24 protein-coding genes and 1 other annotated feature are annotated in these 26,946 nt (G+C 39.2%); of the genes, 19 read left to right on the top strand and 5 right to left on the bottom strand.

The genetic code is table 11. The features are described from left to right. Positions 1–5 precede the first annotated feature (5 nt). From CEP47_RS04710 to CEP47_RS04655, 12 genes are all read left to right on the top strand, one after another. The gene (locus CEP47_RS04710) at positions 6–1,472 is read left to right on the top strand and encodes an aminoacyl-histidine dipeptidase (RefSeq protein ID WP_261920716.1); all 1,467 of its coding nucleotides are present in this window, start codon (positions 6–8) and stop codon (positions 1,470–1,472) included. Positions 1,473–1,539: 67 nt separating this feature from the next. After that, complete coding sequence (gene ubiE, locus CEP47_RS04705; RefSeq protein ID WP_265482683.1) at positions 1,540–2,340, top strand: bifunctional demethylmenaquinone methyltransferase/2-methoxy-6-polyprenyl-1,4-benzoquinol methylase UbiE; 801 nt, start codon at positions 1,540–1,542, stop codon at positions 2,338–2,340. Between the two features lie 12 nt (positions 2,341–2,352). Continuing rightward, entirely contained in the window at positions 2,353–3,075 is a 723-nt protein-coding gene (locus tag CEP47_RS04700) for a ubiquinone biosynthesis accessory factor UbiJ (RefSeq protein ID WP_261920718.1), read from the top strand. Between the two features lie 23 nt (positions 3,076–3,098). Next, entirely contained in the window at positions 3,099–4,742 is a 1,644-nt protein-coding gene (gene ubiB / locus CEP47_RS04695; RefSeq protein ID WP_261920719.1) for a ubiquinone biosynthesis regulatory protein kinase UbiB, read from the top strand. A 96-nt stretch (positions 4,743–4,838) separates the two neighbouring features. Beyond that, positions 4,839–5,072 (top strand): Sec-independent protein translocase subunit TatA, encoded by a 234-nt coding sequence (gene tatA / locus CEP47_RS04690; protein ID WP_261920720.1) that lies wholly within the window; start codon positions 4,839–4,841, stop codon positions 5,070–5,072. 3 nt (positions 5,073–5,075) lie between these two features. Then, entirely contained in the window at positions 5,076–5,684 is a 609-nt protein-coding gene (tatB, locus tag CEP47_RS04685) for a Sec-independent protein translocase protein TatB (RefSeq protein ID WP_261920721.1), read from the top strand. A 71-nt stretch (positions 5,685–5,755) separates the two neighbouring features. Continuing rightward, the gene (gene tatC, locus CEP47_RS04680) at positions 5,756–6,541 is read left to right on the top strand and encodes a Sec-independent protein translocase subunit TatC (protein WP_261920722.1); all 786 of its coding nucleotides are present in this window, start codon (positions 5,756–5,758) and stop codon (positions 6,539–6,541) included. A 102-nt stretch (positions 6,542–6,643) separates the two neighbouring features. Next, complete coding sequence (hemB, locus tag CEP47_RS04675) at positions 6,644–7,666, top strand: porphobilinogen synthase (RefSeq protein ID WP_261920723.1); 1,023 nt, start codon at positions 6,644–6,646, stop codon at positions 7,664–7,666. 227 nt (positions 7,667–7,893) lie between these two features. After that, entirely contained in the window at positions 7,894–8,076 is a 183-nt protein-coding gene (locus tag CEP47_RS04670; RefSeq protein WP_261920724.1) for a type II toxin-antitoxin system HicA family toxin, read from the top strand. A 35-nt stretch (positions 8,077–8,111) separates the two neighbouring features. Continuing rightward, positions 8,112–8,516, top strand: coding sequence for a type II toxin-antitoxin system HicB family antitoxin (locus CEP47_RS04665; RefSeq protein ID WP_261920725.1), 405 nt, complete (start codon positions 8,112–8,114; stop codon positions 8,514–8,516). 381 nt (positions 8,517–8,897) lie between these two features. Then, positions 8,898–9,611, top strand: coding sequence for a phosphoribosyltransferase (locus CEP47_RS04660; protein WP_261920726.1), 714 nt, complete (start codon positions 8,898–8,900; stop codon positions 9,609–9,611). Between the two features lie 900 nt (positions 9,612–10,511). Continuing rightward, positions 10,512–16,784 carry an ESPR-type extended signal peptide-containing protein gene (locus CEP47_RS04655; protein WP_265482603.1) on the top strand — a complete coding sequence of 2,091 codons (6,273 nt, stop codon included), beginning with the start codon at positions 10,512–10,514 and terminating at the stop codon, positions 16,782–16,784. Between the two features lie 126 nt (positions 16,785–16,910). On the opposite strand, the gene CEP47_RS04650 is transcribed toward CEP47_RS04655, so the two are convergent. The 5 genes from CEP47_RS04650 to mtr all read right to left on the bottom strand — a co-directional run bounded on the left by CEP47_RS04650 (position 16,911) and on the right by mtr (position 19,966). Then, on the bottom strand, positions 16,911–17,429 hold the full coding sequence (locus CEP47_RS04650; protein WP_261920730.1) for a GNAT family N-acetyltransferase: 519 nt from the start codon (positions 17,427–17,429) through the stop codon (positions 16,911–16,913). Further along, positions 17,426–17,719: a type II toxin-antitoxin system TacA family antitoxin gene (locus CEP47_RS04645; RefSeq protein WP_261920731.1), complete on the bottom strand. Its 294-nt coding sequence runs from the start codon at positions 17,717–17,719 to the stop codon at positions 17,426–17,428. Before CEP47_RS04645 ends, CEP47_RS04650 begins: the two co-directional genes overlap by 4 nt. 217 nt (positions 17,720–17,936) lie before the next feature. Next, entirely contained in the window at positions 17,937–18,236 is a 300-nt protein-coding gene (locus tag CEP47_RS04640; protein WP_261920732.1) for a type II toxin-antitoxin system RelE/ParE family toxin, read from the bottom strand. Then, the gene (locus CEP47_RS04635) at positions 18,226–18,519 is read right to left on the bottom strand and encodes a type II toxin-antitoxin system RelB/DinJ family antitoxin (RefSeq protein WP_261920733.1); all 294 of its coding nucleotides are present in this window, start codon (positions 18,517–18,519) and stop codon (positions 18,226–18,228) included. Before CEP47_RS04635 ends, CEP47_RS04640 begins: the two co-directional genes overlap by 11 nt. A 196-nt stretch (positions 18,520–18,715) precedes the next feature. Then, on the bottom strand, positions 18,716–19,966 hold the full coding sequence (gene mtr / locus CEP47_RS04630; RefSeq protein ID WP_261920734.1) for a tryptophan permease: 1,251 nt from the start codon (positions 19,964–19,966) through the stop codon (positions 18,716–18,718). A gap of 277 nt (positions 19,967–20,243) precedes the next feature. Next, positions 20,244–20,373 (top strand) — a sequence feature (His leader region). Between the two features lie 41 nt (positions 20,374–20,414). Here mtr and hisG point away from each other — a divergent pair. Genes hisG through hisF form a run of 7 tightly spaced genes read left to right on the top strand, consistent with a single transcriptional unit; the run spans position 20,415 to position 26,940 of the window. Beyond that, positions 20,415–21,314 carry an ATP phosphoribosyltransferase gene (gene hisG / locus CEP47_RS04625; protein WP_261920735.1) on the top strand — a complete coding sequence of 300 codons (900 nt, stop codon included), beginning with the start codon at positions 20,415–20,417 and terminating at the stop codon, positions 21,312–21,314. 8 nt (positions 21,315–21,322) lie between these two features. Next, positions 21,323–22,630, top strand: coding sequence for a histidinol dehydrogenase (gene hisD / locus CEP47_RS04620; protein ID WP_261920736.1), 1,308 nt, complete (start codon positions 21,323–21,325; stop codon positions 22,628–22,630). A gap of 11 nt (positions 22,631–22,641) precedes the next feature. After that, positions 22,642–23,715: a histidinol-phosphate transaminase gene (gene hisC / locus CEP47_RS04615; protein WP_261920737.1), complete on the top strand. Its 1,074-nt coding sequence runs from the start codon at positions 22,642–22,644 to the stop codon at positions 23,713–23,715. Positions 23,716–23,724: 9 nt separating this feature from the next. Further along, a complete protein-coding gene (gene hisB / locus CEP47_RS04610) occupies positions 23,725–24,819 on the top strand; it encodes a bifunctional histidinol-phosphatase/imidazoleglycerol-phosphate dehydratase HisB (protein WP_261920738.1) in 1,095 nt (364 codons plus the stop codon). Positions 24,820–24,843: 24 nt separating this feature from the next. Beyond that, positions 24,844–25,434, top strand: a complete 591-nt coding sequence (hisH, locus tag CEP47_RS04605) for an imidazole glycerol phosphate synthase subunit HisH (protein ID WP_261920739.1) — start codon at positions 24,844–24,846, stop codon at positions 25,432–25,434. A gap of 1 nt (position 25,435) precedes the next feature. Further along, positions 25,436–26,185 (top strand): 1-(5-phosphoribosyl)-5-[(5-phosphoribosylamino)methylideneamino]imidazole-4-carboxamide isomerase, encoded by a 750-nt coding sequence (gene hisA / locus CEP47_RS04600; RefSeq protein WP_261920740.1) that lies wholly within the window; start codon positions 25,436–25,438, stop codon positions 26,183–26,185. Further along, positions 26,167–26,940, top strand: coding sequence for an imidazole glycerol phosphate synthase subunit HisF (hisF, locus tag CEP47_RS04595; protein WP_261920741.1), 774 nt, complete (start codon positions 26,167–26,169; stop codon positions 26,938–26,940). Before hisA ends, hisF begins: the two co-directional genes overlap by 19 nt. The last annotated feature ends 6 nt before the right edge of the window (positions 26,941–26,946 follow it).

Here is a 26,946-nt window from a genome sequence, read left to right as displayed (position 1 = left end):
TGAATATGACAGACTTACAACATCTACAACCTAAATTAGTATGGCAATGGTTTGAACGGATTTGCCAAATTCCTCACCCTTCATACCACGAACAAGCCCTTGCTCAATATATTGTGGATTGGGCGAAAGAAAAACAACTTTGGGTGGAACGAGATCAGGTAGGGAATATCCTAATTCGTAAACCGGCAACGGCAGGTATGGAAGATTGCCAAACCGTTGCATTACAAGCCCATCTAGATATGGTGCCACAAGCAAATAGCACCACCGAACATAATTTTACCACCGATCCGATTCAACCCTATGTTGACGGAGAATGGGTAAAAGCCAAAGGGACAACTTTAGGAGCGGATAATGGCATTGGCTTAGCTTCTTGTTTAGCGGTATTAGACAGCCAAGATCTTGCTCACCCTCGCTTAGAAGTGCTACTCACTATGACCGAAGAAACGGGAATGATTGGAGCAAGTGGCTTACAACCAAATTGGTTAGAAAGCGAAGTAATGATCAATACCGATACCGAACAAGAAGGCGAAATTTATATTGGTTGTGCAGGGGGGGAAGATGCCGATTTAAGCTATCCGATTGAATGGCAAGATTGCACCGATACTACCGAGCAACAAGCTTTTCAACTTGCGTTAACGGGCTTAAAAGGCGGGCATTCAGGAGCGGAAATCCACCTTGGACGAGGCAATGCGATTAAATTACTGGTCAGCATTCTTACTGCATTACAAGGGAAAGTGAGATTTAAACTGGCAGAAATTAAAGGGGGAACAATCCGCAATGCGATTCCTCGAGAAGCTTTTGCTACACTGGTGATTGCCACTTCAGATCAGGCAAAATTCACGCAAGCCCTCAACCAATTAAATAGCGATTTAATGACAGAATGGCAACTGGCTGAACCAAATCTCAGTTTAACCATTATCCAAACAGCATTACCACAACGTACTTTTTCCGAGCAGAGTAGTCAAACCACGCTTGCCTTCCTCAATAGCTTACCTAATGGTGTGATACGTTACAGCGATCAACTGCCAGATGTTGTGGAAACTTCCCTTAGTTGTGGTGTATTAACGACCACAACGACAGCCGTTGAAGTGGTGATTTTAGTCCGTTCTCTCCATACAATTGGCTTGGATCGAGTTGCAACAATCTTAGGTTCAATTAGCCAATTAGCTGGGGCAAAATTAACCTTATCTAATCGCTATGCAGGTTGGAATCCAAATGCGAATGCACCAATTGTCAAATTAACGCAACAGCTTTATCAACAAATCCTTGGTAGAGATTGTGCGGTCAAAGTTATCCACGCTGGTTTAGAGTGCGGTTTAATCAATCAAGCCTACCCAACGATGGAAATGGTTTCAATCGGACCAACGATCTTAGGAGCACATTCTCCCGATGAACGTTGCCATATCCCAGCAGTTGCAACTTATTGGCAACTATTAACCAGATTATTAGCGACAATCCCTAGTAAAAAGTAGTAAGATCGAACCTTATTGATTGAAAGTTGTCTAAGAGGTAAAAATGCAGTCTGAACAGAATAACCCAATGCCGAGTGCAGAAAATTCAACGATAATTGCACCAGAGAGTGAAACGAACCAAGCCACAGAAGAAACCACCCATTTTGGTTTTAAAACCGTTGCCAAAGCGGAAAAACAACGCTTGGTGGCGAATGTATTTCATTCGGTTGCGGATAAATATGATCTGATGAACGATCTACTTTCTTTTGGGATTCACCGCCTATGGAAACGTTATACCATTGATTGTAGCGGAGTACGCAAAGGGCAGAAAGTGCTAGATCTTGCTGGTGGTACAGGGGATTTTAGTGCCAAATTCTCACGAATGGTCGGCAGCGAAGGATGGGTTATTCTGGCAGATATTAATGATTCAATGCTACAAGTGGGGCGAGAAAAATTACGTAACCTAGGGGTGGTAGGCAACATAGATTATATACAAGCCAATGCTGAATGTTTGCCATTTGCGGACAATACCTTTGATTGCATTATCATCAGTTTTGGCTTACGCAATGTTACCGATAAAGAGAAAGCCTTACGTTCAATGTATCGAGTGTTAAAACCGGGTGGCAGATTGTTAGTGTTAGAATTTTCTAAACCGATTTTAGATCCACTTAGCAAGCTATATAACTTCTATTCTTTCAATATCTTACCTAAAATTGGTGAGGTGGTGGTGAATGATAGTGAAAGCTATCGCTATCTCGCTGAGTCAATTCGTATGCACCCAGATCAAAACAGCTTAAAAACAATGATGGACGAAGCAGGTTTTGAGCATACGGATTACACCAACCTCAGTGCAGGGATTGTTGCATTACATCGTGGTTACAAATTTTAAAGAGGTAAAAGAATGACAGCAACAGATCCACTTGCCACGACATTGTTACTGCCGAGTTTCTTAACAGGAACGGCAGAAAAAATTACTAATTACCTGTTAGCACGCACGCCAGAACGAGAAAAATGGTTACGGCCTCTAAATGGAAAAGTGCTTGCCCTTAGCATTAAACCACAACCCTCAACCCAAGCTGAATTAGCAAAAATTGCAACACAAGAGAATGCAACAGCAAAAACAGTACCACTTGCCTATCTTCTCTTTTCTAGCCAACGTTTGGATATTTTTTCCCATTATCAAGGGGAAGTGGATTGCCACGTTCAGCTTGAACGCCAACTGTTACAACAAATCTGTGTAGGCAAAATACCGAAAAAACAGGATTTATCGCAACTACTCAACCAACAACAGATTATTCTTGAAGGAGATTTGCAACTGTTACAACAGGTTATCGCACTGTTTGAAGCGATTGAAAAAGATCCTGCAGAGTTACTTTCACCCTACTTCGGTGATGTTGCTACTCATCTTGCCCAACGTTTTTTTCAGCAAGGGCGAACATTAATCGAAAAAAATTTACACCAAGCCCAACGCCATTGGGGAGAACGGCTAACCGAAGAATGGCAGCTGCTTGCCCCTCGCTTAGCCTTAGTTGATTTTGCCGATCAAGTTGAGGAATTAGCCGAACAGGTCGAGCAACTTGAACAAAAAATTGCTTGCTTATCCCAAGCTAACAACTCATTTTGATCGCTTAAGTAATGAAGAATACGATGAATTTAAAACAGTGTTACCGTTTCTATACCATTGTTAAAGTCCTGTTACAGTATGGCTTAGATGAACTGATTCCTGCAAAACCTTTTACACGCTCAATCCGTCTTGCTCGCCGTCTATTTTTCTGGATTCGTCCTCAGCACCAAGATCAGGCATTAGGTATTCGCTTACGTTTAGCATTACAAACACTAGGTCCAATCTGGATCAAGTTTGGACAAATGCTATCGACTCGCCGTGATCTCTTTTCCGCTGAAATGGCAGATCAGCTCGCCCTCTTACAAGATCAAGTTGAACCTTTTGATGGCGAAATAGCTCGCCGAGAGATCGAACAAGCCTTAGGAGGGGATCTTTCCCAATGGTTTGATGATTTTAATCCGCAAGTGTTAGCTTCCGCTTCCATTGCACAGGTACATACCGCTAAATTTAATGCCAACCAACCAGAAGCAGGGCAAGAGGTGGTGATTAAAGTGATCCGCCCAGCAATCAGACCGATTATTGAAGCGGATATTGCCTTAATGTATAAATTAGCACGCTTAATCCCACGTTTATCCGAACAAGGACGACGCTTACGAGCAGAAGAAGTGGTACGAGAGTATGAAAAAACTTTGCTTGCTGAATTGGATTTATGCCAAGAAATGGCAAATGCCGTGCAGTTGCGGCGTAATTTTGCCCAGAGTGAAATGCTGTATATTCCCAAAATGTATGAACAGTTTTGTCGGCAAAATGTAATCGTGATGGAACGGATTTACGGTATTTCAGTGTCGGATATTGAAGGCTTAAAACAAAATGGCACCAATATGCAATTACTGGCAGAACGTGGCGTGCAAGTCTTTTTCACCCAAGTGTTTCGGGATAGTTTCTTTCACGCAGATATGCACGCAGGCAATATCTTTGTGAGTTATCAGCACCCTGAAAACCCACAATATATCGGCATAGATTGTGGGATTGTCGGTAGCTTAAACCAAGAAGATAAACGCTATCTTGCCGAAAATTTTCTTGCCTTTTTCAACCGAGATTATCATCGAGTGGCACAGCTACATATTGATTCAGGTTGGGTACCTGCGGATACCAATGTACAAGAACTCGAACAAGCCTTCCGTGTAGTGTGTGAACCGATTTTTGCCAAACCCCTTGCAGAAATCTCTTTTGGGCAAGTGTTACTCAATCTATTTAACACCGCACGCCGTTTTCAAATGGAAGTACAACCACAACTGGTACTGCTACAAAAAACCTTACTCTATATTGAAGGACTAGGGCGACAACTTTACCCTCAACTTGATCTTTGGCAAACCGCCAAACCGTTTTTACAACAATGGCTTAATGATCAAATTGGGGTGAAAGCAATGTATCGCAATTTGCAAGAAAAAATGCCTTATTTTCGAGCCCATTTTGCTGACTTGCCAGAAGCACTGTATCAAGCCTTGCAACAACAAAGTGTGATTAGCCAACAATTACACCAGATCAACCAACGTTTACAGCAACAAGCGAAAGCCGAACAACGCCAGCGTTACTGTTTAGTGCTAACAACTTTATTATGGCTTGGCACATTAAGCAAAATCGAACAACTCCCCCTATGGCTAAGCCTCAGTGGCTTCATTTTGGGCGGAATATTTGCCTTATTAGGACTAAAAAAACAAAAATAAAGACTAAAAATCAAATTAGTTATAGCCTGTTTTACTCGGATAGCGGTATAATCGGCACAATTTTTTCAATTTAAACATTTATTAGAGGTGAACTTTATGGGTGGTGTCAGCATTTGGCAATTACTAATCATCGTATTAATCGTAGTATTACTTTTTGGAACTAAAAAACTGAAAAATTTAGGCTCAGACTTAGGTGAATCGGTTAAAGGTTTCAAAAAAGCAATGAGTGATGATAATGGTGATAAAGATGCCAACTTCAAACCATTAGAAAATGATTCAAGCAAAAATCAACATCAAGCCCAAGCAACGAAAGATAAAGAGCAGGCATAATCCGTGTTTGATATAGGTTTTTCTGAGTTACTGCTGATTTTTGTGATTGGCTTAATCGTCTTAGGGCCACAAAAATTACCTATTGCTATTCGTACTGTTGTTAGTTGGATTCGAGCCTTACGCAATATGGCAACAAATGTCCAAAACGAATTGGCACAGGAATTAAAATTACAAGAGTTGCAAGACAGCATAAAAAAAGCGGAAGCATTGAATGTAACGAAATTTGCCCCTGAGTTAGCCAAAACCGTTGAGGATCTCAAAGCCTCAGCGGCGAAAATGCAAAGTGAGTTACATCAGCAAGGAAAAGCCCTAACCACACAGTTAGAGCCAAATAACGCAACACCAACTCAGACATCAGCAGAGAGACCACAGGCGGATACCCAAGCAGAAAATGCGGAAGAAGATGATAGCCAACTAACATTTGAAACCGCAACAGAGTCCCAACTCGATCTCAGTAGTTATGATCCGCTTGCTGATCCTGCAGGGGAATCGCCAGTAAGTGAAACGGTTAGCCTCAAGCTCGAACAGGCAAGCAGTCAGGCGAATAACCTTAGTAGTAACTCAACCAACAACAAACAGCAAAGCACTCACCAACAGAGTAGTAGCAGTTAAGCATAATGTTTAACCACGCCACTATCTGTTGGCGATAAGCCATTCCAACCAAGCAGATAAGAGAAAATCAAATGAGTTCAGTTGATGAATCCCAACCGCTAATTAGCCACCTTGTTGAATTACGCAACCGCCTATTGAAAAGTTTAGTATGTGTGTTAATCGTATTTTGTGGCTTAGTCTATTTTGCCAATAATATTTACCATTTAATCGCCGAACCTTTAATTCATCAACTGCCGAATGGTGCAACAATGATTGCTACCAATGTCGTTGCCCCATTTTTTACTCCAATAAAATTGACCCTTATCACAGCGGTTTTTCTGTCGATTCCCTATATTCTGTATCAAATATGGGCATTTGTCGCCCCAGCATTATATAAGCACGAAAAACGCCTAATTTATCCATTATTGGTTTCTAGTACGCTACTTTTTTATATCGGCGTTGCCTTTGCTTATTATATTGTCTTCCCACTGGTATTTGGCTTTTTGACTAAAACTGCTCCACAAGGGGTAGCGATTGCAACCGATATTACCAGTTACCTCGATTTTGTGCTCACCCTCTTTTTAGCCTTTGGGATCTGCTTTGAAGTACCTGTGGCAATTATCTTATTATGTTGGAGTGGTATCACCACCCCACAAGATCTTGCTAGCAAACGTTCTTATATCTTAGTTGCCGCTTTTGTGATTGGAATGTTACTCACACCACCTGATATATTCTCACAAACCCTGTTAGCGGTACCAATGTACCTCCTGTTTGAAATTGGCGTATTTTGTGCAAGGTTTTATACCAAAGAGCAAGAAACAGAACAGCAAGAAACTTCAGCAAGCGAAAATAAAATTAGACCAGACATCAAGGAATAATTTTCGGTAATCGCAAAGCTGAAACCAATAACGAAGCAAGCCAAATAGATTAACAAAGCGATCACGAAAAAGTAATATTTCAAAGGAATACAAGGAAACATTATGACCCAACAAATATTTTCACACTTCCCAGCTCGCCGTTTACGCCGTATGCGTAAACACGACTTTAGCCGCCGTTTAATGGCAGAAAATCAGCTTACCGTCAATGATCTAATCTATCCCGTATTTATTATTGAAGGCGAAAATCAACGAGAAGCGGTTCCTTCAATGCCAAAGGTAGAACGCTTAACCCTCGATCAACTCCTGCTTGAAGCGGAATTACTGGTTAAATATGGCATACCAATGATCGCTTTATTCCCTGTGGTACCACAACACAAAAAATCACTGATGGCAGAAGAAGCCTATAATCCAGAAGGTCTAGTCCAACGTGCGGTCAGAGTTTTAAAAGCGAAGTTTCCTCAATTAGGGGTAATGACCGATGTAGCCCTCGACCCTTTCACCACCCACGGACAAGATGGAATTATCGATCAAGATAACTATGTTTTAAACGACCTCACCACTGAAATTTTGGTTAAACAAGCCCTTTCTCACGCCGCCGCTGGTGCTGATGTTGTTGCACCAAGCGATATGATGGACGGCAGAATTGGTGCAATCCGCCAAGCCCTCGAACAACAAGGGCATATCAACACCTTGATAATGGCGTATTCAGCCAAATATGCCTCAGCGTTTTACGGCCCTTTCCGTGATGCAGTTGGATCTTCAAGTAACCTAAAAGGTGGTAATAAATTCACCTACCAGCTTGACCCAGCCAATGGCGATGAAGGCTTACAAGAAGTCGCTTTTGATCTACAAGAAGGGGCGGATATGGTGATGGTAAAACCGGGGTTACCTTATCTTGATCTTGTCTGGCGTGTAAAACAGCATTTTGGTGTCCCAACTTTTGCCTACCAAGTATCTGGCGAATATGCAATGCAAATGGCAGCAATCCAAAACGGCTGGTTACAAGAAAAAGCAACCATTCTAGAAGGTTTACTCTGTTTTAAACGAGCTGGTGCAGACGGAATTTTAACCTACTTTGCTAAGCAAGTCGCAGAATGGTTATACCAAGAAAAACAGCAACAATAACTTAAAAAGTAATTCTTATTAAATATAAAAGAGTAGATAAAAATCTACTCTTTTTCTTACTTTCAGATTTACACTCACCACAGTAAACCGCTATTGTCTTTTTATTTTTTATCCTCATTGAGCAATTTTATTATAATATTTAATTATGGTTATTATACCTATAAATTATTGACTGCACTTATTTTATAAGCATAATAATTACAAAATATAGAGGTAAGGATTATAAGGTGAACAGTGCAACGTTAATGAAACTAATTGAGGAAGATGGCTGGTTTCTTGTATCAATAAAAGGAAGTCATCATCAATTCAAACACCCTATAAAAAAAGGACGTGTTACTATCCCTCATCCGAAAAAGGATTTACATATAAAAACAGTAAATTCAATCTTAAAACAAGCAAGGCTAAAATAGCTTTCTTTTAGGCAACATTAGATTAAGGAGTCAATATGTTATATCCAATTGGAATTGAAATGGGTGATGAAAAACACGCTTTTAGTGTTATTGTACCTGATATTCCGGGTTGCTTTTCTGCAGGCGATACATTGGAAGAAGCCTTTACAAATGCAAAAGAAGCAATAGCTTTTCATATTGCAGGTATGCTTGAGGACGGTGAAGAAATCCCATTGCCAACAGACCTACAACTACATATGAATAACAAAGAATATGAAGGATTTACCTTTAGCGTGGTAGATGTTGATCTAACTCATTTAATGGGAAAAACAGAAAAAATTAATATAACCTTGCCATCATTGCTGCTCCATAAAATTGACAGCTTTGTTGCAACTCACCCAGAATATAAAAACCGCAGCAACTTTTTAGCCAAAATCGCCACAGAAAAAGTATTAGCATAATCGATAATCCAAAATAAAACCGCCATTAGGCGGTTTTTTAGTATCATTTCACTTTCAAGCCATATCTTGAAAGTGAGCGTAAGGCTTAAACCTTACAAACGAAGAGGATAATGATATGCTAATACGTATTATCCTTATCGTTGTTTTATTGCTAGTTTGCGTACCAGCTTACTAGTAATTAGCGATAATCTAGGGAGTCTCCACTCCCTAGTTCTTCAAATCATAAAAAATCATACTCCGCTTGTCAAGGATACAAATTGGGCTAAAGTACCTTCTGTGAGGTAACATCAGAGAAAGAAGAGAGTATCTTTACAAAGATGGTATGAAGAAATATGATTTTATTTATCATTGGTTTATCTCGTTAAAACAAATATTTTGAATATGAAATTTTTTATTGATAAAAATAATTGTGTAAAAATTGAATCTGAGAAGCCTCAACAAATACTACAATATAAGTGGGAGGTAGATGCAAATCTTTACTCAATTATAAAAAGGAAAAAAGAAAAAAGAAGAGCAGGTCGCCCTTTAGGAGATAATTGCCCAATGTTATATGCCTTAAAGAAAAGTGATGGATTATTTTCTGATGAGGAAACTATTAAAAAATTATTTTTGTATGCACGAAATAGTATAAAAGACCATTTTAAATCTAATTTTCCATTTGATACTGTAATTGTAATACCTTCTAAGCATAATATCGGCTATAAATTAGCAAAGATTATAGGAGAACTATATAAAGTTCATATAGTTACAGATTATCTAATGAAAAATACTCCCCAAGACGCTATTGATGAAATTATAAATAATCCCCATATTAATTCAGCTATTAAACAGCGGATAAAAACAGCTATTCAAAGAGATATGAAAAATCTAACTATTAAAGGATTAACCCCCAAAGATAGAATATATATCCCAATTTTAAGTGTAAAAAAGGTTAGTCTTCCTACAAATATTAGCAATGTTCTACTCATTGATGATGTTTATACTTCTGGCACAACCTTAAAGCGAGCAAAAACATTGATTGAACAATATTCACCACAAGTTATCAGTATTTCTGCATTAACACTATTTAGCCCACTATCCAAAAAATATGTTTGATTTTTGGACTTAAAAGAGTAAAATTTTCCACAGACAGGGTAAATGTCCCCTCGGTCTTAAAACAAAGCAGGGATCCGCACGAGCCGGCACCAAGGCTAGCTTATAATGAGCAATATTGATGCGTTAGGCAGCGGCTAACACCATAATGGGGAACATTAGTTCCCCATCATCTTTTCCAATACTTTTCTTCAGCAGCCAACAACTTTACACAAGCCTCTGTCAAAAACATAAATAAAAAGTCCACAACTAAATTATAGGCTTTTAAAATATTGTTTAAACGAAGAGGCATTTTTAAACCCCTGATAGCAAAAAAGAGCAGATAAAAAAATCCACTCTTTTTCTAACTTTAAGACTCGCATTCACGGCAGCGAAACGCCTATTGGTAAGACTCGCATTTACGGCAGCGAAACGCCAACTTCTTTCATCATAAAAAATCCCCTTTCGCTTGTCAACAAGGGGATAGCGTAATGGCATTGTAAAGTGGTGAAATAACCCATTTTCTAACCTTCTAATTCACTTTAATTCATCTTACTTTAAATTTACAAAAATAATATTTATATCTATTTATTATCATTTTATCAGTATAACGTCCTGTTATAAAAGGCAAAAACAGATTAATAGTATAAAAACTGGAAAATTTATTGTATTTATTATATACTACAGCTTAATAAAAAGTATTAATAACAGAAAAAGTTTACTGGCTAAATTTTAAATAATCGGTATCACTCATATCCAACCTATTAAATTGAAAGAAATTAACCATTATTTTTTTGAGTGTATAGGTTTAAAATGGCGGGAATAATCTTTTTTTATCAATTTTTAATTTAATCCAATTTAATCGCTCTCCTTTGGAGGGCTAAAAGTATTTTAAAAAAATTTAAATTTGTTAGGAGTTTTGTCATGAATAAGATTTTTAAGGTCATCTATAATAAGGCACTAGGTGTCTTTATGGCGGTGTCTGAATTGGCTTCTGGGCAGGGCAAGGAACGCAGCAGCCAGATCAAGCGTGCAGACAGTAAAAAATCATTAACACGCCAATCCTTCCCTTTCACTCTTTCTTTACTATCTTTCTCTCTCTTTCTAAACCTTATGCCACATACGGCAGAAGCAAGATTTGTTACGATATCTTTGGGAAATATTTCTTCAGGTGGTTGGGGAGATCAAACTAATCTTCCAAAAGCTCAAAAAGCTGTAGGGTTAAATTCTCCAAATGAAGCTAAAGATGGTTATACTGATGGTAATAATTTAGGTGAAGGATCAGTGGCAATAGGTTATCAAGCGAAAGCAAAAGAAGGAAATAATGTTGCGATTGGACGAGAGGCTATTGCCAGAGGAGAAGCCACAGTAGTTGGGCATAAATCCGGGGCAAATGGGCAAGCAATTGCGTTAGGTTCGAACGTTTATGCTTGGGGAACTGGTAGTATTGCCTTAGGAGGAGACGATTTAATTAGTGATAATAACTTTAGTATTAATTATTCAGCTCAAGATGGGTTTATTAGCGCTGAAACAGCTAAAAGAAGATATGGGTTAAAATTTCCAGATCTAAGAATTTTTGAGCGATTATATCTCCGTAAAGGAGGAGTAAATCCATTTTTTACTAATGAAACTGCATTTTTAAATAGTTATGGGAATAGAAATGGTTATGATTATAGAATTTTCTCCCCTACTTATGCCGCTGGGCGGGGAGCGATTGCTATTGGTACACGATCATTAGCATTAGGGGATACTTCAACTGCATTGGGTGCTTTATCATTGGGTTTATCTGATGAATCAACCGCAGTCGGTTTTTTATCCTATGTTGATGTTGGAGCAAAAGGGGGAATTGCGGTTGGACGAAACTCTCGGGTATTCTCAGGCAACTCTGTGTCGGTGGGTAACTTAACTGAAGCTTCTGCAATAGGATCGATGGCATACGGTTATGATGCCAAAGCAGTCGGGGAAGGTTCAATTGCAATTGGACGTGAAGTTGCTGCCAATGCTTATTTTGATGTAAGTAAAACTAGTACCTTAGTATCAAAGTATAATGATTTGAGTAGAACTATAGTCGATGAACGGAATAGTGATATTAATCAAGCTTTTTCAACATTTGATACTGGATATGCTACATATTTTCAATATGGTAATGATGGTGATAATTCAGTTGCTGTTAGTAGTTTACCTTTATATTCTGAGGGTACAACTTATTTTACTGTAGGTGATGTTGCTATTAAGAAAACATCACGTTTTTTTGATGCTAGTAACGGGATTGTAATTGGGAATAAATCCTTTGCAGTAAAGAAAAACAGTATTGCACTTGGTTATGCAGCCTTAGCCGATGCAGATAACTCATTTGCCTTTGGTTCTTATTCCTCAGTGCAAGCTGGCGGAGTAAATTCTGCTGCTATTGGGGTTGGAGCTTATGTCTCTGGCAGATTTGGGAATGATGGTCAGGATAAACCTAATTCAACTGCAGTCGGAACCTTTGCAGCGGTAAAAGGAAGTCAAAATTCTTTTGCTGGAGGGGCATTTACCTCAGTAAGTGGTAGCCCTAACTCAGTCGCACTTGGTGCCTATGCTAAAATTAATCAGTCTTTAGGGAATAATATTGCTTTCGGTTTTAAAGCTGAAACCTCATCTTCTAACTCGGTAGTCATTGGTTCAAATGCAAAAACGCTAAATTATTCAGATAATTCCTTAGTGTTTGGGAATAATGCTCAACTTTATGCTGGTTCTGGTGGGGCAATTGTTATTGGTGACAATGCAAAAATTGGACAAGGTGGAATGAATAGTGGTGAGCAGAGTAAAGGCAATGCCGAAAATTCAATTGCCTTTGGTTCAAATGCTATTGTTGGTAAACAAGCTAAAAACTCGGTTGCTTTTGGTACTAATGCAAAAGTTGAAAATGAAGTAACGAGTTCAATGGCATTAGGAAATCAGGCAAAAGTAAGTATGAATAACTCAGTTGCACTAGGTTTCCAATCAACCACTACTTATCTTTATATACCACAAACAGCTAGTTCAAGAGCCTCACAAAAAAACTTTTCACCTACTTTAGATACGGATAGAGGGCAAGATGCTACAAGATTACCCGGTTATGTTCCTGTCGGTTCAAGTTATGTGATTCCAGTCGATAACAGTGCAGGGGTAATCTCTGTTGGTGGTTGGATAAAGAATAATAGGAATAAAGATGAAGTAGGCTTACGCCGAATTATCAATGTTGCCCCGGGAGCATTAGATACCGACGTTGCCACTGTCGGACAATTGCGTGCGTTAGAGTTCACCAAAACTGAACCAAATTTAGTTTACTATACCATTGATTCTACTGGAAATAAAATTAAGTTGGTTTATGATCAAGGTAATTTTTATCCAGTAAATACAGCCAATGGTGAACCATTATTTGGAACAAGTTCTGTTCCTGTTGATAAAGTATTAATAGGTCCGAAAAACCCAGCAGCAATGCCAATTAATGGAAGTAATGTTTCTGTTTTAAATGGGGCGACAGGAAATAAAAATGTCACCCCACTTGGTGATGCCCTACCTTTTGGAAATATCAGTTCGATTGTGGTAAGTAGTGGACAAGGTTATGATAAGAGTGCTTCGACTCAAAACACTGCTGTTATCACCCCAACTTATTTATATTTAGGTGCCGATACTAATGAGGCTGGCACGAATGTAATGGGAAGTAATTTTGGTATTAAATTAAGTGGGGTTGCTGGATCGGAAGGTATTAATATAGGTAAAGCAAGTGGTAAAAACCTTTTTATCAATAAAAACAGTATTCAGGCTTGGGGAGAAGGTATTCAGGGAACAGGGATTGAGTTTACACGTAATAAAATTATTACTTTGAAAAACTTTCAAGGTGGTAGAGATAATATTACTCTTACAGGAGTAGATAAGGGGCTTATATATGAAACTTCGTCTGATGCTGTCAATGCTGCTCAATTACACCAGTTAGGAATAACTATTTTAGGTTTAAATGGTAATTTTAACAAAGATTTTACTTTACCAACTTTTGCCCCTGTAGACGCTGTTGGTGTAACTAACAATCCTCCTACTCGAGGAAAAACCACTTTCAAAGCTACCATTGATGATTTAATCACAGCAGTAAATGGTGGCTATGCATTCTCTGCTAGTAGTGCAACAGGGGGTAAACAAATACTTGGTACTAGTCTAAAAATTACAGAAGGGGATATAGAGAATGGTTTCAAAGGTAGTAATTTAAAAACTAAGTATCAATTAAATGATCGTCAAGGAACGATCACTATCGGTTTAACCGAAACCCCAGAATTTAAAACTGTTACGGCAAAAGAGGGTAATGAATTTACCAAATTAACCAAATCTGGTTTAGAACATTCAACCAATGGTAGATCCGTAGATAGCAAAATCACTTTGAGTGGTAGTGCCATTACTTTTAGTAATGGTGGTAGTAATACTGATATTAGACTCACAGGTGTTGCAAAGGGTACAACTACCAATGATGCGGTCAATTATGATCAGTTGACTAGAGTAACAGATAGCTTACAAACAGTATTAGGCAGAGATAGATTTAGTGTTTCTAAAGAAAATAATGGCATTATTACTTTTGGATTGAATAATACAGATGGCAAAGGTATCGGTGGAACTGGTAAAACTACCATTGAAGAAGCAATTAAATATGTAAAAGAAAATGCTGGTGGTAAATTCACATATCAAGTTAATGGAGTGAGTGGTAATACTCAAACTAACAAGTTAAATTTTGTTGCTAATTCAGATACTGGTACTAGTGGCAATATCCTAATCACTGATAAGAGTGGTGGCAAAGTCCAATTTGCATTAAATCAGAATATTAATGTTACCAAAGTAACCGCTGGTAACAGCATCTTGAATGATAATGGCTTGGCGATTAATAAAGCAGATGGTGTAATTACCGTAGGCACTAATGGCGCTCAGAATAGTTTACAAATTGCCGCAAACAGTATTCAAGCTAAAAGTAGTGGACAAGTTACATCAGGTTTCAGCTTTATTGATAGTAAAATTACACTACTTGGAACAAATGCAAGTTCTAATGGTCGTGGAGTTACAATCACCAATGTTGCCGCTGGTGTAAATGATACTGATGCAGTGAATTTTGGGCAATTACAAGAGGTTAAAAACACTGCAGAACAAGCACAACAAAAGGCTACTCGAGCAGAACAAGCACAACAAAAGGCTACTCGAGCAGAACAAACAGCTAATACTGCAAAAGACGTAGCTAACCAAGCGAAATCTGTTGCTGATATGGCAAAAATACAGCTACAGAAGCTAGTAGGAACAGCTCAACAGGCAAACACTACAGCTCAACAGGCAAACACTACAGCTCAGCAGGCAAACACTACAGCTCAACAGGCAAATACTACAGCAGAGCAAGCAAGAGATAAGGCTAATAGAGCGGAAGAAAAAGTAAACAAAGGTCTTAACTTCGAAGCTGGTAGTGGTGGTTCGCAAAAAGTTGAGCTAGGCGATACAGTTAAATTAGCAGCTGGTAATGCAGGCGAAAACACCGACGGTTCAAACCTAGCCATTAAACTAGAAAAATCAGACAACACCGCAACCTTCACCATTGGCATCAAAAAAGCCCCAACCTTTGATAGTGTTATTGTAGGCAACTATAACAGTAAGTTATACCTTGATGGTACAAGTATCAAAGGAAAAAATAATGGTACAGTAAATTCAGGGTTTACCTTTAACGATAATTCAATCAGTGTAGTTGGTGCAAACAATTCAGGCACAGCGAAAATCACTAACTTAAGTGATGGTGTAGTAAGTGGTAGTTCAACTGATGCGATCACTGGTAAACAATTACATAATTTAGCTGAGAGTATTAAAACAGTTTTAGGTAATGGTGCACAAAGTAATGATGGGAAAGTTACTGTGTCTAATATTGGTGGCACTACTCAAAATACAGTTGACGGTGCGATTAGAGAAGTCTTGGAGAAAGTTAAACAAACCCAATCAGGATTAGGAAGTAGTTCAATAGCTTATAAAGCGAATGGTAATGCGATTGCAATCGGTACGAAAGGCGTGGTATCAGGGGAAAACTCTGGTTCGATTGGTGGTACTTCTGATGATAAAGGCAATAATGTCAATGCAGATAGCAGTTACACCATTGGTAATGGCAATAGCATCGGCGTGAGCAATGATGGCTTGAAAGCAGCAGCAAGCGTGCTAACAAGCATTAAAGCGAGCGAAGAAAAAGCGGCAAAAGAAGCGGCAGAAAAAGCAGCAGAACAGCCAAAAGTTGAAGCGAAACCTGAATTAACTCAAGCAGAAAAAGATCAGCAACGTGTTGATGAGTTGATCACTAAGTTAGGTCAAGAAGGCTTTGCCGTGAAACTAGCTGAAAATGATAATGGTGAGCAGACTAAACCTAAGACAGAAAAAGAGTTAGTCGATACGATTATCAATCAGTTAGGTAGCGATGGTCTGAAAGTAGATAACAGCAAAGTTAATACAATCGCTGAGTTAGCAACTGAAGTTGATAAACAGAAAGATACCTTGTTGACAAGCAGTGCGACTCAAAATGTCTTTGCGATTGGTAACAATGTAATGATCAGTGGTAAAGCAAGCGGTGCGGTTGCATTAGGTAGCAACACTGTGGTTACAAATGCAATGAGTGGTGCCGTAGGTTATGGTGCAGTTGCAACCTTAACTACTGCTGAATTACAAACTCAAGTGGCTGCAGATATTGCTGGTGAATTTGTTCAGCAGTTACAAGGGGTAGGTAAAGACGTTATCGGTGAAATTTCATTCGGTAAAGCTGGTGCTTACAACCCAATGACAGGCAAAGTAGAGGGTACGCAAACTCGCCGCTTAACCAATATTGCGGCAGGGGTGAACCCAACCGATGCGGTCAATGTTAGCCAATTACGTATTGTTAACAATCAAGTACAGGCGAATAAACATAATTTAGCTGCTTTACGTTCAGAGTTCGATCAAGAACGTAGCGACTTAAGAGCAGGTATCGCTGGTGCCATTGCAACCGCTGGTTTACCAACTGTGAATGTGGCAGGTAGAAGCACCTTCTCGGTTGCAGGTGGTTCATATCGTGGTCAAAATGCGGTGGCATTTGGTATCTCGAAAGTCTCTGACAACGGACGAATCATCATTAAAGTTACTGGTAACAGTAACTCAAGAGGTAACCTCGGTGGTTCAATCGGTGCTGGCTTTGTTTGGTAGTTATTAGCTTTCAAACAGCAGATAAAAAAAGCGGGCAATTTGCCCGCTTTTGTTTTGCCTAAATTTCAGAAGGGAGAGTGTTTTTTGAAAAACAAACCCCTCTTTTAAGAGGGGGCTTTTTAGCGATTATTTCATTATTTTTGTTAGCGGATAAAAGAATTTTTTGTGTGGTTGGTTCAATGTTTTAAACTCGATAAACCCTAGTCGTTGATAAAATGAGACAGCAGTATCATTTTTTGCATCAACCACTAATACTGCAGCGGCTATATTATTATTTTGTATTCTATAAATAGTATCTGCAATAATAAATTTGCCATACCCTTGATGTTGAAAATGTGTGTCAATCGCTAATCGCCCGATTAAAACCGCTGGGATATTGGGGTATGGAATACCTTTCTTTATTTGTTCTTGCGGTATATCGGTAATTGGGATTGATAATGCGGATAAAGTGTAATATCCAATAATTTTAGCTTGTTGTTCGTTGATTAGAACAAAACACTTTGCTAGCCCTTTTTTTACATCTTGAGAAACATATTTATGAAAGTAAGTATCTAAAGGTTCAACCGAGCAAGAAAATGAAGTCCGTTCGAGCTTCAAAGCTTCGAGAGGTAAGAATTTTAAATTTATTAAATAGTCATCTTTCATTTTTTCTCCTTCTGTAAAGACAAATATTTATCATATACAGCAAGAGCATTTTTCATTGATTGATTAGGTTCAAATGGTTTACTAAGACTTTCCATCAATAAAGCTTGATCGTTTAACGTTAAACGTAAAACTTGATGTTCATTGATTGTTTTTTTAGCTTCTTCGTAAGCGACACTGATGACAAAGTCAGTTAATGTTCGCCCTGAAATTGCCGCCGCTTTTTTTAATAATTCGTATATATCTAAATTTACTTTCGCCTCTAATCTTGCTTTTGTTATTTTTGTCGCCATAACATTTCCTCCGTTGTTGTTTTTTTCTCCTTTTAATTCAAATCATACGGCTATTAGCCGTATAGATCAAGGGGGGATATTATGATTGTGAATTGGCTTAGTTGTTTATTTATTTGGTAGGTTTGGTGAGGTCTTTAGTTTATTGATGATATTGTTGAAAACAGAAATAGCAAATGCCATTAAATCCTAATTAGATACATACTATTTCTGCAAATTTTTAATCAAAAAGTTCAGAATGTGATCCTAAACGTATAAAAGAAATGACATCTTCTTTTATTTCGTAAAGTAATATGAGATCGTTATAGATATGGCAATCTCGTATCCCTTGCATATTTCCCGATAAAGCGTGATCTTTATAAATTTCAGGAAGAGGCTTTCCGTTTATCAATAGATTAAAAACTTCCGTAAAACGTTTACTAATTAAAATTTCAGGGTGAGATTTTGATAAATTGGTAATATCTTTTTTAAAACGTTTGGATAATACATAATTCTGAACTTTATTCGATTCATTCTTCATTTATTTCCTCGGTTATTTCTCTAATTGTATTAAAAAAATTGTTTGTATTAGTATTATAACGTTCAGCTTTACCACTTCTGACTTCGTGTATCGCTTCTAAGGTTGCTTTGTTTGGCTTAAGGTAAGATAAATTAACAGGTATTGTTTTTGTATTCGCAATCTCGGTTAAAAATAAATTTAAAACTTGAGATGGCGTTAAGCCATATTCTTCAATTACTTGAAAAGCTTTTATTTTTACACTTTCAGCTACTCGAAAACTGAAAGCGGCATTACTTCTAGACATAATTTTTCCTTATTAATTCAATATATGATTAGTGTATTGCATTGCAATACAGTTAAATTATGCGTAAAAATGTAATTCAATGCAATACATATTAAGTTTAAAAGTATTAAAAAGTCTAAACGATTAATTTTCTTGTGCTTGCATTTTACTAATCAAAAAAAGCCCCTTAAATAAGGGGCGGAGGTGAGAGGTTGGTTTATTTGCCTAAAAAGATTGGTAAGATGCCAAAACGTTCGGCAAGTTGTGCAATGATGTTGATAATGCCAAAAAATAAGATGAAGTAGATCATAAAGTTACCTCCAAAGACGGTATAACTTTGGGTTGGGTATTTTTTCCTACTTGCTTTGGCGAGTAATGCTGGAACAATTGCCACCCAAATGGTTGCTGCAAGACCTGCATAGCCGATTGCAATCACAAAGCCGTAAGGGAATTGGAGGCTGAGGATTAACGGCGGTAAGAAGGTGATCAGGGTGGTTTTGGTTCGCCCTAAAATGCTATCGTCAAATTTAAAGAGATCGGCGAGATAGTCAAATAATCCAAGGGTAACGCCAAGAAATGAGCTGGCAATCGCCATATAAGCAAAGAAATTTAAGGCTGAGCTAACATAGTCGCTGTGAATATAGGCTTGCATTGCACTTAGTAGGGCAGCGATGTCGCCACCTTTTTCAATTACTGGAGCGAATTGGTTGCGAGGTAAATTGCCTTGTACTGCAAGCTGCCATAAAAGGTAAATAACTAAAGCGATAGAGGTGCCGATGATAATTGCACGGGCGATCCGTTTTGGCTGGCGATCATAGTATTTGACTAAACTTGGTACGTTGCTGTGAAAGCCGAAAGACACCAAACAAACAGGTAAGGCGGTGAGTAAATAAGGCAGATAATGTTGTTCGCCTTGGCTTATGCTGTCAAATAAGACGGCGGATTTAACCGAACTTAATAGCCCTGTGGTGGAAAGTAAAAAGGCGATCACCATACCACCGATTAGAATGGTGGTGAAACGGTCAACCGTTTTGGTGGAAAGCCACACGCTGACGGCGACAATAAAGCAGAAAAGTAAAGAGGCGGTAGAGCGACTAAAGGTCTGGTCGCCCAGTGCATTATTGAGTAGGTTTTGAGTGATTCCTCCTCCTGATGTAATGTAGGCATAAGTGAGGATATAAAGCACGAAAACAAGGGAAAGGCTGTTAATCAGGTTCCAGCCGTTGCCGAGTAGATCTTTAACAATGGTTGAGAAACTTGCTCCTGTTGGGTAATGCAAGTTGGCTTCGAGAATCATTAGACCTGAGGTGGTCATACAAAACCACGTATAGGCAAGGGCTAGAATTGAGCCTAAAAACCATAATCCAGCGGTTGCGGTTGGATTGGCAAACATACCTGCACCGATGGCAGTGCCAGCAACGATCATTGCTCCGCCGAGTAACGAAGGAATAGGTGCTTGTTTTGTCATATTGAACTCCATAAATTGGTTATGCGGTGTTTAAATAGTTGCACTATTATAGTAGTACAATAATAAATGTAAAGCGAAATTATTTTTTATTATTCTCAATTCATTTATCTTTACCTAATATTTACGCTGAAAAGCAATTTAATTTAATTAACTAATAATTTATCAAATAAATTGGTTTTTTCTAGAGAAATAGGCTTGCATAACCCGATTAAATTGAGTATTTTATCCCCGATATTTTTTTAGGATAACGTATTATGAAACTCTTTCGCACTTACCATCATCACCATCATTTACCTGAATAATCTTTCAGGCATTTGGTGTTGCTTGGAAGATCAGTTCTTCCGAGCGTGCGATAGTAAAATTAAAGAAAAACCCCCTCGGAAGGCAACTACCGAGGGGGTTTTTTTAAAAGTAAAAAGCATTAATAATAATCAACAGGGAGCAGACAATGTCATACAAAAGTCGTTTACGCATCGCAATTCAAAAATCTGGGCGTTTAAGTCAGGAATCGCAGAGCTTACTTAAACAGTGCGGTATGAAGATTAATCTGAGTGAACAACGCTTAATTGCCTATGCTGAAAATATGCCAATCGATCTATTACGAGTCCGGGATGATGATATTCCCGGACTTGTTTTTGATGGGGTGGTTGATCTGGGGATTATCGGTGAAAACGTCTTGGAAGAAGCAGAATTAAGTCGGATTGCAGCAAATGAAGTAGCTAAGTATAAAATGCTACGCCGTCTGGATTTTGGTGATTGCCGTTTATCATTAGCGGTGCCGACTGATTCTGATTATCAAGGAGTAAGTTCGTTAAATGAGATGCGGATTGCGACTTCTTATCCACACTTATTAAAGCGTTTTATGACTCAGCACGGCATTAATTTTAAAAGTTGTTTGTTAAATGGTTCAGTTGAGGTGGCGACTCGAGCAGGTCTAGCAGATGCAATCTGTGATTTGGTTTCAACGGGAACCACGTTAGAAGCAAATGGATTGAGGGAAGTTGATGTGATTTATCGTTCTAAGGCGTGTTTAATTCAGCGAGTAGGTGAGATCGATACTGAAAAGCAAGCCTTGATCGAGCGTTTAATGGTTAGAATTCAAGGGGTAACACAGGCGAGAGAATCAAAATATATTATGTTGCACGCCCCAAAAGAGAAGTTACAAGAGGTGATCGCATTATTGCCGGGAATGGAAGATCCCACTATTTTGCCGTTAGCTAATGATCAGGCAAGGGTTGCCTTGCATATGGTGAGTAAGGAAAGTTTATTTTGGGAGACGATGGAGAAGCTGAAAGCAGTTGGTGCCAGTTCAATTTTAGTCTTACCAATTGAGAAAATGATGAATTAGGAGCAACAATGAAACAGATAATTTGGCATCAGTTAAATGAACAGGAACAGCAAGCGGTGTTACAACGCCCTGCGATTAGCAGTTCTACTGAGATTCAAGCGACGGTGACGGCAATAAAACAATTAGTACAACAACAAGGGGATCAGGCTTTATTCGCATTAACGGAGCGTTTTGATCGGATTAAGTTGGATCATTTGGTGGTATCTGAACAGCAGATTGTAGCCGCAAGTGCAAGAGTGCCAGCTGAATTAAAACAAGCGATTCAAAATGCACAGCAAAATATTAGCCGTTTTCATCAAGCACAGGAAATGCCAGAGGTTGATTTAGAAACACAAGCTGGCGTGCGGTGCCAAGTGGTTACTCGCCCTATTGATCGAGTGGGGTTATATATCCCCGGCGGATCGGCACCATTATTTTCCACCGTATTAATGTTAGCGATCCCTGCTAAGTTGGCAGGATGTCGGCAGGTGGTATTGTGTAGCCCACCACCAATTGCCGATGAAATTTTATATACCGCTCAATTATGCGGAGTTGATACCGTCTATACCGTGGGTGGTGCACAAGCGATTGTGGCAATGGCTTTTGGGACTGAAACGGTGAGTAAAGTAGATAAGATTTTTGGACCGGGGAATGCCTTTGTAACTGAAGCGAAACGGCAGGTAAGCCAAGCGGTCAATGGTGCGGCGATTGATATGCAGGCTGGCCCATCAGAGGTGTTAGTCCTTGCTGATGAACAGGCTGATCCTGAGTTTGTTGCCTCGGATTTATTGTCGCAAGCTGAACACGGAGCAGATTCACAGGTGATGCTAGTTACTCCGAGTGAAAAATTAGCCCAAGCGGTTGAAAAGGCGATTGAAAAACAACTTAGTACTTTACCAAGGGCGGAAATCGCACGCCAAGCATTAGCACATAGTCGGATTATTATTGCGGAAAATTTGTTGCAAGCGGTGCAAATTAGCAATCAGTATGCCCCTGAACATTTGGTGGTGCAGGTAGAAAAGCCTCGTCAGTTGTTATCTTTCTTAGATAATGCAGGTTCCATCTTTCTTGGTGCTTATTCGCCTGAAAGTATGGGAGATTATGCCTCAGGGACTAACCACGTTTTACCGACTTATGGCTATACCAAAACAAGTTCAAGTTTAGGCTTGGCAGATTTTAGTAAAAGAATGACCGTACAGGAATTAACTCCACAAGGGTTTAAAAATTTAGCCAATACAGTGGCACTAATGGCAGAAGCGGAGCAGCTAGAAGCCCATCGGCAGGCGGTGCAAATTCGGTTGCAGAAATTATCAAATCAGCCTGAATTGTTAGATTAAGAGGGAAAAAAATGAGTATTAATCAGCTTGCACGCAACAATATTCAACAGTTAGTCCCTTATCAATCGGCACGCCGTTTAGGCGGAAAAGGCGATATTTGGTTGAATGCGAATGAATATCCATTTTCTCCGCAATTTGCTTTAACACCTCAGCAGTTGAATCGCTACCCTGAGGCACAACCCCCAGCATTGTTAGAGGCTTATGCTCGTTATGCACAGTTGCCGCCTGAGATGGTGCTAGTGAGTCGAGGGGGGGATGAAGCGATTGAGTTGGTTATCCGTGCATTTTGCCAACCTGAACAGGATAAGATTTTGTTTTGTCCTCCGACCTATGGAATGTATGCCGTTAGTGCGGCAACTTGTGGCGTCGAACAAATTACAGTACCGCTAACGGCAGATTTTCAGCTTAATCTGACTGACATTGAACGCCATTTAGCACAGGTCAAAGTAGTGTTTATTTGTAGCCCAAATAATCCAACAGGGAATTTAGTACAACGTCAAGATTTGCTCCGCTTGCTTGAATTAACCCAAGGGAAAGCGATAGTGGTGGTTGATGAAGCCTATATTGAGTTTTGTCCAACTGCAACATTTGCCACTGAAATTGTCAATTATCCACATTTGGTGGTGATTAGAACCTTATCCAAAGCCTTTGCTTTAGCTGGCTTACGTTGTGGTTTTGCGTTGGCGAATGCTGAGTTAATTCAAATTTTTCAAAAAGTGATCGCTCCTTATCCTATTCCTGTTCCTGTTTCTGTTTTAGCTGAACAAGCCTTAACCCCAGAAGGAATAGAGCAGATGCAACAACAGGTGCAGTTGGTGTTACAGCAACGGGCTTGGATTATACAGCAGTTAGAAACTTGTCAAGGGATAGAGCAGATCTATCCGAGTGAAGCGAATTACCTTCTGTTTAAAGCTAAAAATGGACAGCAGTTATTCAATGCCTTGTGGCAACAAGGGATTATTTTACGCAATCAGGCTAGTCAAATTTTGTTGCAAAACTGCATTAGAATGACGGTCGGCAGTGCAGAAGAAAACCAAAAAACCTGTGATGCAATCAAACAATTTTATAATCAAATCAAAGAGTAAGGATAGTGTATGCAGCAACAGAAGATATTGTTTATTGATCGTGATGGCACGTTAATTGATGAACCAAAAACTGATTTTCAGATCGATAGCTTAGAAAAATTACAATTTGAACCTAAAGTGATCCCTGCCCTATTAGCATTACAACAAGCAGGCTATCGTTTGGTGATGGTTAGTAACCAAGATGGTTTAGGCACGGCTTCTTTTCCACAAGCTGATTTTGACAAGCCACATCAAGCGATGATGGCGTTATTTAATTCACAAGGGATTGAATTTGATGAGGTGTTGATTTGTCCGCATTTTAGCCAAGATGATTGCCAATGCCGTAAGCCTAAATTAGGTTTATTGCAAAAGTATATTAAGCAGCAGTTGTTTGACCCTGAAAATAGTTATGTTATTGGTGATCGTGTTACAGATTTACAATTAGCCGAAAATTTAGGGATTAAAGGTTTGCAGTATCATCGGCAAAAGTTACCGTGGGAAGTGATTACCGAACAACTATTAGCTAAAAAAACACACAAAGAGGGCTTTCAACCTCGCTATGCACAGGTTACTCGTACCACCAAAGAAACTGATATTCAGGTTGAAGTGTGGTTAGATGAGCAAGGTCTGAACGTGATTGATACGGGGCTAGGCTTTTTTAATCATATGCTAGATCAAATCGCAACTCACGCTGGTTTTAGAATGAAAGTGAAGGTGAAAGGCGATTTACATATTGATGATCACCACACCATTGAAGATACCGCCTTGGCATTAGGGGAAGCGTTAAAAGTGGCATTAGGTGATAAGCGAGGTATCGCACGTTTTGGTTTTGTCTTGCCGATGGACGAATGCAAAGCGGAATGTGCCTTAGATCTTTCTGGTCGCCCATATTTAAAATTTAAAGCAAAATTTAGTCGAGATAAGGTGGGGGATTTTAGTACCGAAATGACCGAACATTTCTTTTTATCATTGTCTTATGCTTTAGCTTGTACCTTGCATTTAAAAGTGCAAGGCAAAAATGCACACCACCAAGTTGAAGCCTTGTTTAAATGTTTTGGGCGAGCGTTAAGGCAAGCGTTCAAAATAGAAAGTGAGGCGTTACCAAGTTCAAAAGGCGTGTTGTAGTAGGTTGAGAAAAGGAAAAGTGAGATGAAGATCATCATTATTGATACAGGGTGTGCCAATCTTTCATCGGTTAAATTTGCATTGGATCGTTTGGGCTATCAAGCAGAGATCAGTCGGGATACCGTACAGATAGAACAAGCCGATAAGTTGTTATTACCCGGAGTGGGGACGGCAAAGGCAGCAATGGCTAATTTAGAAGAACGAGGTTTGATCGACTGTATTCAAAACCTTCGCCAACCTGTGTTGGGGATCTGCTTGGGAATGCAGTTAATGGCGACATTTTCAGAAGAGGGTAATTTACCGACTTTAGGCTTAATTAAGGGACGAACCGAAAAGATTCCTAATCAAGGCTTGCCTTTACCGCATATGGGTTGGAATAAAGTCGAATTTTTACGGGATTCGGCTTTGTTTCACAATATTCCAACCAATAGCTATTTTTATTTTGTACATAGTTTTGCTGTTCTGCCTAATGCTAATACTTTAGCCAGTTGCCACTATGGTGTGCCTTTTTCAGCGGTGTTGCAACGAGGAAATTTTTATGGTGTCCAGTTTCACCCTGAACGCTCTGGTCAGGTAGGGGCGACTTTATTGTGTAATTTTATTGAGAAGATTTAAGATGAAAAAATCAATTATTATTCCAGCATTAGATTTGATTGATGGGAAGGTGGTGCGTTTGCACCAAGGTGATTATGCCAAGCAAACTACTTATTATGATGATCCTATTCAACAATTTGCCAGTTATTTGCAACAGGGCGCTAAGCAGTTACATCTGGTTGATTTGAGTGGTGCGAAAGATCCTAATGCACGACAAACTAAGTTAATTGAGCAGATTATCAGGGCAACTAATAGCCAAATTCAAGTAGGTGGTGGGATTCGTTGTGAACAGGATCTTATCGATCTTTTTGCAGTTGGGGCGAATCGAGTAGTGATTGGTTCTACTGCGATAAAGCAAGCAGCATTAGTTAAACAATGGTTTGCTAAGTATGGAGCGGAAAAATTCGTTCTAGCTTTGGATATTAAAATAGATCCGCACGGTAGAAAGCAGATTGCTATTCACGGCTGGCAAGAAACTAGCCACTTAACTTTAGAGGAAGTGATTGAGGAGTTTATCCCCGTAGGATTGGAACAGGTTCTCTGTACAGATATTTCTTGTGATGGGACGTTGCAGGGCTCAAATGTTGAGTTATATCGTCAACTCTGTTCCCAATTTCCGCAAATTGGATTTCAGGCTTCAGGTGGTATCGGTTCATTAGAGGATATTGTCGCTTTAAAAGGAACGGGGGTAGCTGGCGTGATTGTAGGAAGAGCCTTACTTGAAAATAAATTTAGTCTGCAGGAGGCGATTGAATGTTGGCAAAACGGATAATTCCTTGTTTAGATGTGCGTGATGGGCAGGTGGTCAAAGGGGTTCAATTTCGTAACCATCAAATTATCGGAGATATTGTTCCTCTGGCTAAACGTTATGCCGAAGAAGGCGCAGATGAGTTAGTTTTTTACGATATTACTGCTTCAGCTCACGGTCGAACGGTTGATAAGAGTTGGGTAGCAAAAGTTGCTGAGGTGATTGATATTCCTTTTTGTGTCGCTGGTGGGATTAAAACTGTTGCTGATGCTGAAAAAATTTTAGCCTTTGGGGCGGATAAAATTTCAATCAATTCACCTGCACTGGCAGATCCAAGTTTAATTAGTCGTTTGGCGGATCGCTTTGGGGTGCAATGTATCGTGGTTGGGATTGATACTTGGCATAATCAGGAATTGGATCTCTATCAGGTGTATCAATTTACTGGTGATGAAAGTCGGATACAACAAAGCCGTTGGCAGACGTTAGATTGGGTTGAGGAAGTACAACAGCGAGGGGCAGGAGAAATTGTACTGAATGTGATGAATCAAGATGGGGTACGTAATGGCTATGATCTTCAACAGCTTAGTGCGGTGCGATCAGTGTGTAAAGTCCCCTTGATTGCTTCTGGAGGAGCAGGGAAAATGCAACATTTTGCCGAGGCTTTTTTACAGGCAAAGGTCGATGGTGCTTTGGCAGCCTCTGTTTTTCATAAACAAATTATTCATATTGCAGAATTAAAGCAGTATCTTTTGCAACAGCAAATTGAGATTAGAACGTAAGGGAAG

The sequence above is a fragment of the Mergibacter septicus genome, assembly GCF_003265225.1.
Lineage (GTDB): Bacteria > Pseudomonadota > Gammaproteobacteria > Enterobacterales > Pasteurellaceae > Mergibacter > Mergibacter septicus.
This window is presented reverse-complemented; position numbering and strand designations above follow the sequence as displayed.

Bases quoted from the DNA above. Each gene is read 5' to 3' on its own strand.
- CEP47_RS04710 (WP_261920716.1), top strand. From the start codon at position 6: ATGACAGACTTACAACATCTACAACCTAAATTAGTATGGCAATGGTTT.
- ubiE (WP_265482683.1), top strand. From the start codon at position 1,540: ATGCCGAGTGCAGAAAATTCAACGATAATTGCACCAGAGAGTGAAACG.
- CEP47_RS04700 (WP_261920718.1), top strand. From the start codon at position 2,353: ATGACAGCAACAGATCCACTTGCCACGACATTGTTACTGCCGAGTTTC.
- ubiB (WP_261920719.1), top strand. From the start codon at position 3,099: ATGAATTTAAAACAGTGTTACCGTTTCTATACCATTGTTAAAGTCCTG.
- tatA (WP_261920720.1), top strand. From the start codon at position 4,839: ATGGGTGGTGTCAGCATTTGGCAATTACTAATCATCGTATTAATCGTA.
- tatC (WP_261920722.1), top strand. From the start codon at position 5,756: ATGAGTTCAGTTGATGAATCCCAACCGCTAATTAGCCACCTTGTTGAA.
- hemB (WP_261920723.1), top strand. From the start codon at position 6,644: ATGACCCAACAAATATTTTCACACTTCCCAGCTCGCCGTTTACGCCGT.
- CEP47_RS04665 (WP_261920725.1), top strand. From the start codon at position 8,112: ATGTTATATCCAATTGGAATTGAAATGGGTGATGAAAAACACGCTTTT.
- CEP47_RS04660 (WP_261920726.1), top strand. From the start codon at position 8,898: ATGAAATTTTTTATTGATAAAAATAATTGTGTAAAAATTGAATCTGAG.
- CEP47_RS04655 (WP_265482603.1), top strand. From the start codon at position 10,512: ATGAATAAGATTTTTAAGGTCATCTATAATAAGGCACTAGGTGTCTTT.
- CEP47_RS04650 (WP_261920730.1), bottom strand. From the start codon at position 17,429: ATGAAAGATGACTATTTAATAAATTTAAAATTCTTACCTCTCGAAGCT.
- CEP47_RS04645 (WP_261920731.1), bottom strand. From the start codon at position 17,719: ATGGCGACAAAAATAACAAAAGCAAGATTAGAGGCGAAAGTAAATTTA.
- CEP47_RS04640 (WP_261920732.1), bottom strand. From the start codon at position 18,236: ATGAAGAATGAATCGAATAAAGTTCAGAATTATGTATTATCCAAACGT.
- CEP47_RS04635 (WP_261920733.1), bottom strand. From the start codon at position 18,519: ATGTCTAGAAGTAATGCCGCTTTCAGTTTTCGAGTAGCTGAAAGTGTA.
- mtr (WP_261920734.1), bottom strand. From the start codon at position 19,966: ATGACAAAACAAGCACCTATTCCTTCGTTACTCGGCGGAGCAATGATC.
- hisG (WP_261920735.1), top strand. From the start codon at position 20,415: ATGTCATACAAAAGTCGTTTACGCATCGCAATTCAAAAATCTGGGCGT.
- hisD (WP_261920736.1), top strand. From the start codon at position 21,323: ATGAAACAGATAATTTGGCATCAGTTAAATGAACAGGAACAGCAAGCG.
- hisC (WP_261920737.1), top strand. From the start codon at position 22,642: ATGAGTATTAATCAGCTTGCACGCAACAATATTCAACAGTTAGTCCCT.
- hisB (WP_261920738.1), top strand. From the start codon at position 23,725: ATGCAGCAACAGAAGATATTGTTTATTGATCGTGATGGCACGTTAATT.
- hisH (WP_261920739.1), top strand. From the start codon at position 24,844: ATGAAGATCATCATTATTGATACAGGGTGTGCCAATCTTTCATCGGTT.
- hisA (WP_261920740.1), top strand. From the start codon at position 25,436: ATGAAAAAATCAATTATTATTCCAGCATTAGATTTGATTGATGGGAAG.
- hisF (WP_261920741.1), top strand. From the start codon at position 26,167: ATGTTGGCAAAACGGATAATTCCTTGTTTAGATGTGCGTGATGGGCAG.